The organism is Mesorhizobium sp. ORS 3428 (assembly GCF_001854785.1).
In the GTDB taxonomy this organism is placed as follows: domain Bacteria; phylum Pseudomonadota; class Alphaproteobacteria; order Rhizobiales; family Rhizobiaceae; genus Mesorhizobium.
In genome coordinates this window covers 1-6377 of the sequence record NZ_MDFL01000016.1, presented here as the reverse complement: position 1 = coordinate 6377, position 6377 = coordinate 1, and the positions used below count along the sequence as shown (strand labels likewise).

The window sequence follows — 6377 nt, the reverse complement described above, 5'->3', positions numbered from 1 at the left end:
GCCATGCAGGTCGGCCACCGCCTTGACAAGACTAAGGCCAAGGCCGCTGCCCGGCGTGGTGCGGCTGGAATCCAGCCGGTAGAGCCGCTGGAACACCTTGTCGCGCTCCTCGGCCGGTATGCCGGGGYCATTGTCGCGGACATTGACCAGGACGCGGTCGTCCTGCCTAGTCACCGACAGCTCGATCGCGGTGCCCCGAGGGCAATGCCGCAAGCCGTTCTCCACCAGATTGGCGAGCATCTGCATCAGCAGGTCGCGATCGCCGTGAATATACCATTCCGTATCCGGAACGAGGTTGGTCGACAATGACTTCCCGTCATCCTCGGCGACATCGGCATAGACCTCGCCGATGGTGTCGACCACGCCGCCGACATCGAGATCGACGAAGCGCGCCTTGCGGGCCCCGGCTTCGATCTGCGCGATGCGCAGCAGCGCGTCGAAGGTCTCGTTGATCTGCCGGCTTTCGGCGCGCGCGTCGGCAAGGTCGTCGGCGACATCCTCGCCCGAGGCTGCCTTGTCGGCGGCCTGCTCCATGATCATCTGCAGGYGGTTGAGCGGCGTCTTCAGGTCGTGCGCGATGTTGGCGCTGACCTCGCGCATGCCGTCGACCAGCGCCGACAGGCGGTCGAGGGCGGCGTTCACCTGCGCGGAGACAGCGTCGATGTCGTCGCCATTGCCGATCAGCGGGATGCGCGCGTCGAGCCGCCCCTGCGAGACGTCGACCATGGTGGCGGCGATGCCGTCGAGGCGCCGCTGGACCCGCGAGGCGAGCAAGGCACCGCCGGCGATCGCGAGACCTGTGATGAACAGCGTGCCCCAGCCGAAGCTCATCAGCACGATGGTCTCCAACTCGTCGGTCTCGGCAAGCGAGAAGGCGACGGTCAGGCTGTCGCCACCGACCTCGCCGGTATAGGCGCGGTACATTGTGTCGGGGGGCACGCCCGGCAGTCTGGCGCCGAACATCGAGAAACCGTCGGGCAGGCCGGAAGCGGTGAAGTTTCCGGCCAGATGGTTGCCGTCGGGATCGGTCAGCGAGAAGAGCTGGTCCTTGTTCGGGCTGAGGTCGGCATTGTTATTGACCGTGGCAATGAGGTCTTCCTCGTCCTTCTCCRCATAGGTCAGGGCCACGACCGAATAGGTTTCCTTTATCGACTCATCGAGCCGTCTCGCCAGGTCGGTGCTCATCAGCTGGTAAACGATCGCGCCGGACACGATGAAGGCGAGCACGAACAGGAAGGCAAAGGTCAGCGCCAGCCGGAACGGCGTGCTGCGGAGCAGGCTGGGGCGCGTCTCTTTCATATCGGAGCTATGGGTGTCAGAATTCCCGACAGGTGGCGAATGTTTTTTCGCGACGGGCCAGCACTGACAAGGGGCCACTCGCTTTTAAGCAATTCCAGACGGAAAACCGCGTCGCGCTTTTCCTGGAATTTGCTTAGCTTGCCTTCGGCCAGAACAGCCGCAGCAGCGCCAGTGCCGCCAATATCCAAACCGCGATCATGAATATCAGGCCAGCCTTGCTGACCGGCCTGGCGCTGCGGATGGCCTCGTCGCGAAATTCCTGGATGAGACCRGCCGGCACCAGTTTGACCGCCAGCATGATGCCGAGCGGGACGATCAGCAGGTCATCCAGGTAGCCGATGACCGGAATGAAATCCGGAATGAGATCGATCGGGCTGAGGGCATAGGCCGCGACCGCGCCGGCGACGGCCTTCGCATACCAGGGAACGCGAGGATCGCGAGCGGCAAACCATAATGCCACCGTATCGCGCTTGATTGTGCGCGCCCATTGCTTTGCAGTGTCCAGCATCGACATATCGCTTATATACGGACGGCCTGTTGGAAGCGCGAGATCCCATCGGACATGGGTCGTCAATCCGGTGCATGCAGGCTGTAGCCGGTGTTGCRCACCGTGTGGATGAGCGGAACGGCGAACGGCTTGTCGACTTTGGCCCGCAGCCGGCTGATATGGGTCTCGACGACGCTGGTCTTGGGATCGAAATGGAAGTCCCAGACGCGTTCGAGCAGCATTGTGCGGGTGATCACACGGCCTTCGCCACGCATCAGCACCTCGAGCAGGCTGAACTCCCGCGGCTGCAGGTCGATCGCCTGGCCCTGCCTGGTCACGCGGCGCAGGATCAGGTCCATTTCGAGGTCGGCGACGCGCAAGCTGGTCTTCTGCTCCTGCGCCGCCGGCCGACGGCCGAGCGCGTTGACGCGGGCGAGCAGCTCGGAAAAGGCGAACGGCTTGACGAGATAGTCGTCACCGCCGGCTTCCAGCCCTTCGACCCGGTCGTCGACGCCGCCGATCGAGGTCAGGAATATGGCCGGCGTCTTGACGCCCGCAGCGCGCACCGCCTTGATCATCGACAGGCCGTCGAGGCCGGGGACCATGCGGTCGGCGATGATGACGTCGTACGAATTGCGGGTCGCGGCAAAGAGCGCGTCCTGGCCGTTGCGCAGCAGGTCGCAGACATGGCCGGCCTCGGTCAGCCCCCTGACGACGTAGTCGGCGGTTCTTGGATCGTCCTCAATCARCAAAAGTCGCATAGCGCTATGTTGTCCCAGGTTTCTGCCAAGAGCAATTTTGTTCATGGTACAGCTTCCTGACTTTGGGGGTGTCTTCGGCGGCGCTCGACCAGCCCGCCTTGAAATTCGGCGTTGCGACCGGGCCTCACGCTAGCGAGATGAATTCACCTCAGCCTGTCCGCGGCCTTACAAATTCGTAAGAATGGCCGAAAATGCCCCCCGGCCCTCGCCATCGGGCAGCAGAAGGGCTAGAGCAAGGTCCAGGAAAAAGTCTGAAACGATTTTCCGCCCGCAATTGCGCCAAAACAACGAGCTATGGCGGTACTGCRTTTTCCGTGAAACGACGGACCGCCCTAGTGGAGCGTATCGTCTCTGCCTGCAGGAGTGGCTGAACCCGAATGGCTTACACATCGCTCAAGTCAGCGCCGAAAGCGTTCGACCAGCACAAGCGCCTGATCGTCGTCCAGGTCGCCRCAGTGACCGCCATCGTCCTGCTGCTGTTTTCCAAGCCGCACCTTAGCGAGGGCTCGAGCGCGCACGAACTGATGGAAACGGTCGGCTTCGGCTTTGTGCTGGCCTGCTTCCTTGGYCGGCTGTGGAGCATCCTCTATGTCGGCGGCAAGAAGAACGACGAACTGGTCGTCTCGGGCCMATTCTCGATGACCCGAAACCCGCTCTATTTCTTCTCGACCGTCGGCGCGGTCGGTATCGGGCTGATGTTCGGATCGCTTCTGGCGGCCGCGTTGCTGGGTCTCGCAAGCTTCCTCGTGTTCCGTTTCACCGCCAGCCGGGAGGCCGAGTTCCTGTTCGGGAAATTCGGCGCCGCCTACACCGCCTATGCCGAGCGGACGCCGCGGTTCTGGCCGAACCCGATGCTTTATCGCGACCAGGACCAGTGGGTCTTTTCCACCAGCGCGCTGAAAAGCACGTTCCGGGACGGCCTCTATTTCCTGGCCTTGTTCCCTCTGATCGAGACGGTCGAGTATCTTCGCCTGACCGGCGTGCTGCCGACCTTGTTTACCATCTACTGATCAGAACGGTTCACCAATTCACGCAAACCGAACGGCTCTGTCGCTTCGTTTTGGCTGCGTCTGTCAAATGCCAAGAGAACTCGCTTGGCTGCGAAATGCCTTTGACGCACGTCGTGTCGAGACGAATTCGAACGACCATTGGCCGACACGCTTAGCGCCCGCGCGCGGCGCGGCGCGTGCTTTCCAGAAGGATCGCCAGGCAGCCGACCAGGAGCAGCATGCCGCCGATCAGCGGCGGCAACGCCAGCAGCTTCACGGCACCGGCGATCAAGGCAATCAGGATCAACGCCAGCAGCGCAAGGCTGCCGTCGTCGACGAACATGCCGACGAGTTCCTTCAGGGCAAGGCGGACGACGTTCATCGGGCAACTCCTTCAGCGGGCGCGGCATAGGCGCTGCGCAGCCAGCGCACGATGACGAAGGATGCGGCGGCAATGATGGCGAAGATGCCAAGCAGCGCCAAATCCTCGCCGGGCCACCCGGCGCCGAGGCCTTCGCCCGTCCAGAAAATGCCGAAGCTGGTCAGCATCAGGCCGACGACGAATTTGAGCGCGTTTTCCGGCACGCGGGCCAGYGGTCGGTGCACGGCGAGCCCGATAAGCGTCACCAGCACAAAAGCCGCCAGCGCGCCAAGGCTGGCATAGAGCGTCTGGCCGTGTGCCGCGCCGACGGCGATGACAATGAACACCACTTCGACCCCTTCGAGCAGCACCGCCTTGAAGGACGTCACGCCAGCCAGATAGTCGGCACGGCCCTCGCCTGCCTGGCGCTGCAAGGCCGCGGTCTCCCTGGAAAAGGCCTTGTCTTCGTCGCGCAGCGCGAGGACGCCTGCGCTGCGCAGGATCGCCTTGCGCAGCCAGCGCATGCCGAACAGGATCAAAAGCACGCCGACCACGAACTGCAGCACCGTGATGGGTATGAGCGCCAGCAGCGGCCCGAAGGCCAGCACCAGCGCCGCCAGCAGGGCGAGCGCCAGCGCCGCACCGGTCAGCGCCGGGCGCCAGCTGCGCGTCACTCCGACGGCCAGCACGATGGTGAAGGCTTCGACCACTTCGACGAAAGACGCCAGAAAGGAAGCCGTCACGGTGGAGAGGACAGGTGTCAATTCGTGCATGAGTGCCGGCCTTCCGCGTTTTCGTCRCCTCCATCAGATAACGGCGAGCCTGGTCTTGTTCAATCGGTGGCTGGACCCAGGCTACGGCGAATTGGATCAGCTGCTTGCCGGCATCGTCTTCCATAAACGAGGGCGAGGGACGCTGTTCCCAGCGCTTTCCAGCGCCTGTCGCCCAAAGCTGCGCTGCGTTTTGCAGCCCCAATCAAGGATTTGGAGCGTGTCGCCAGAATTGACGCATCGCGCCCCGATCGCCGGTGCCGCAAAAGTGAAAGGGCCGACCCATGGCCAGCCCCTTCATTAAACCTCTGCCAGAACTTAATTTGCCGGCTAATTTACTGCCGCTTCAGGTACCTACCGCTCGTCCTTCAACCGCCGGCAGAGCTCGTCGAGCTGTTCCAGCGTCCGGTAGTCGACACGGATCGTACCGCCCCTCGCTTTGTGCTCGATGGTCACGATCATGCCGATCGTGTCGGTCATCAACTTTTCCAGCGCCAGCGTGTCGGGGTCCTTCTCCGGGGCGGTCGACGCAGATTTCGTTTTGGCCGGAGTCGGGCCGGCGGGCATCTGGGCGAGCGCCTCGGCCTGGCGTACCGAAAGCCCCTCCTCGACGATCCGCTTGGCAAGTCCCRCCGGATCCTCGGCCGTCACCAGCGTGCGGGCATGGCCGGCCGACAGCGCGCCGTCGACCAGCATGTCGCGAATGACTTCGGGCAATTTCAGCAGACGCAGCGTATTGGCAACATGGCTGCGGCTCTTGCCGATCACCTGGCCGAGATCGGCCTGCGTATAGCCATGCTCGTCGATCAGCTGCTGATAGCCTTGCGCCTCTTCGACCGGGTTGAGGTCGGCGCGCTGCACGTTTTCGATGATCRCCAGCTCCAGCGCTGTTCGGTCATTGACGTCGCGCACGATGAGCGGGATTTCGGTCAAACCGGCACGTTGCGCCGCCCGCCACCGCCGCTCGCCGGCGATGATCTCGTAGCGGCCGGGCTGCGATGGCGAGGGCCTTGCCACCACCGGCTGCACCACGCCATGTTCGCGGATCGATTGCGCGAGATCGGTGAGCTCGGCATCGCCGAAATGCCGGCGCGGGTTCCTCGGGTTGGGGCTGACAAACTCGATCGGCACCTTGCCGTCGGCCGCCGGGCTCGGCTTTTCGGGCGCCGCCGGGYGGTCGATCTCGCCGATCAGCGCCGCAAGGCCACGGCCCAGTCTTTTTCTCGATTGGTCTTCACTCATTATTCTGTCCAGATCGTTTCGGGATCGAATCGGCTATTCGTTAACAGGATAATCTGCCAGCGCGACTCAGGCCGCGCGCAGCTTGCGCTCGCGGCGAATCACTTCGGATGCAAGTTGYAGATAGGCCTGGCTGCCGGAGCATTTGAGATCATAAAGGATCGCCGRCTTGCCGTAGGACGGTGCCTCGGAAACGCGCACATTGCGCGGAATGATGGTCTCGTAGACCTTGTCGCCCATATGCGCGCGCACATCCTGCACCACCTGGTTGGCGAGGTTGTTGCGGCCGTCGAACATGGTGAGCACGATGCCCTGTATGGTGAGATCCGGGTTGATCGAGCCGCGCACCTGCTCGACCGTCTCGAGCAACTGGCTGAGACCTTCCAGCGCGAAAAATTCGCATTGCAGCGGCACGAGAACAGAATCGGCCGCCGCCATTGAATTCAAAGTCAAAAGATTGAGCGAGGGCGG

At 63.1% G+C, this 6377-nt stretch carries 8 protein-coding genes; 1 reads left to right on the top strand and 7 read right to left on the bottom strand.

Annotated elements, in window-relative coordinates:
• The 3 genes from ORS3428_RS04910 to ORS3428_RS04900 all read right to left on the bottom strand — a co-directional run.
• Window positions 1-1299 (bottom strand): sensor histidine kinase (locus ORS3428_RS04910; protein WP_071095160.1); only part of this gene is annotated, 1299 nt, incomplete at its 3' end.
• 133 nt (window positions 1300-1432) lie between these two features.
• Window positions 1433-1813: a YkvA family protein gene (locus tag ORS3428_RS04905; protein WP_071095158.1), complete on the bottom strand. Its 381-nt coding sequence runs from the start codon at window positions 1811-1813 to the stop codon at window positions 1433-1435.
• Between the two features lie 56 nt (window positions 1814-1869).
• Window positions 1870-2547, bottom strand: a complete 678-nt coding sequence (locus ORS3428_RS04900; protein ID WP_071095156.1) for a winged helix-turn-helix domain-containing protein — start codon at window positions 2545-2547, stop codon at window positions 1870-1872.
• Between the two features lie 377 nt (window positions 2548-2924).
• On the opposite strand from ORS3428_RS04900, the gene ORS3428_RS04895 reads away from it, so the two are divergent.
• A complete protein-coding gene (locus ORS3428_RS04895) occupies window positions 2925-3557 on the top strand; it encodes a methyltransferase family protein (RefSeq protein WP_071095154.1) in 633 nt (210 codons plus the stop codon).
• A gap of 151 nt (window positions 3558-3708) precedes the next feature.
• Here ORS3428_RS04895 and ORS3428_RS04890 read toward each other — a convergent pair whose 3' ends face one another.
• The 4 genes from ORS3428_RS04890 to ORS3428_RS04875 all read right to left on the bottom strand — a co-directional run.
• Window positions 3709-3918, bottom strand: coding sequence for a hypothetical protein (locus ORS3428_RS04890; RefSeq protein WP_071095152.1), 210 nt, complete (start codon window positions 3916-3918; stop codon window positions 3709-3711).
• On the bottom strand, window positions 3915-4670 hold the full coding sequence (locus ORS3428_RS04885; RefSeq protein WP_071095149.1) for a COG4280 domain-containing protein: 756 nt from the start codon (window positions 4668-4670) through the stop codon (window positions 3915-3917). Before ORS3428_RS04885 ends, ORS3428_RS04890 begins: the two co-directional genes overlap by 4 nt.
• Before the next feature lie 351 nt (window positions 4671-5021).
• Window positions 5022-5909 carry a ParB/RepB/Spo0J family partition protein gene (locus ORS3428_RS04880; protein WP_071095146.1) on the bottom strand — a complete coding sequence of 296 codons (888 nt, stop codon included), beginning with the start codon at window positions 5907-5909 and terminating at the stop codon, window positions 5022-5024.
• 66 nt (window positions 5910-5975) lie between these two features.
• Window positions 5976-6377: ParA family protein (locus ORS3428_RS04875; protein WP_131802836.1), on the bottom strand; the 402-nt coding region annotated here is incomplete at its 5' end.

Excerpts from the sequence above, each read along its gene's own strand:
- ORS3428_RS04890 (WP_071095152.1), bottom strand. The coding sequence starts at position 3,918 with ATGAACGTCGTCCGCCTTGCCCTGAAGGAACTCGTCGGCATGTTCGTC.